Origin of the sequence: Proteus mirabilis ATCC 29906, assembly GCF_000160755.1 — a bacterium.
Taxonomy (GTDB): Bacteria; Pseudomonadota; Gammaproteobacteria; order Enterobacterales; family Enterobacteriaceae; genus Proteus; species Proteus mirabilis.
In genome coordinates this window covers 1-551 of the sequence record NZ_GG668603.1, presented here as the reverse complement: position 1 = coordinate 551, position 551 = coordinate 1, and the positions used below count along the sequence as shown (strand labels likewise).

Below are 551 nucleotides of genomic sequence, written 5' to 3'. Positions count from 1 at the left end.
ATCTGACAGCGCTTTTCTAAACTCACTTGGTCTTTAGTACATGAGTTATCAATCAAGAGATAAATGCCACCAGCGACTGTAATGAGTAATGCAAGGATAAAGCTGATAATGATGATTAAAGGTTTCCATGACATAGTGCTGACTCCGCTTCTCGACGACTGACAAGCCCTCGCCAGACCTTTCCGCCTGCATATATCCAACGTTTCATTTCTTCACAGGCACCCGCTCTATCACCAGCGTTTAGCTTCTTGAGTAATGTTGAGCGAGCAAATGCGGTTGTACCCACATTAAAAGCAAAGGAATATAAAGCAGCTTTGGTGTAGTCATCGAGTGATACTTTGATTAATGCATCGACTTGCTGTTGTGTCTTAATAAAATCGATTTGTAATAACGCATCACATTCTTGTTGTGTGTATCTCTTGCCTTGAATAATGTCTTTGCCTGTATGTCCATAACAAACAGTTAGAACACCTGCCACATCACGATAAGGTTCATAACGTACACCTTCAAAATGGGCTATTACTACTAACGCGATGGCTGTTGCTCCTGCT

1 protein-coding gene is annotated in these 551 nt (G+C 41.6%); it reads right to left on the bottom strand.

Going from position 1 to position 551, the window contains the following annotated elements:
- Positions 1–115 precede the first annotated feature (115 nt).
- Positions 116–551 (bottom strand): lysozyme (locus HMPREF0693_RS18215; RefSeq protein ID WP_036932526.1); only part of this gene is annotated, 436 nt, incomplete at its 5' end.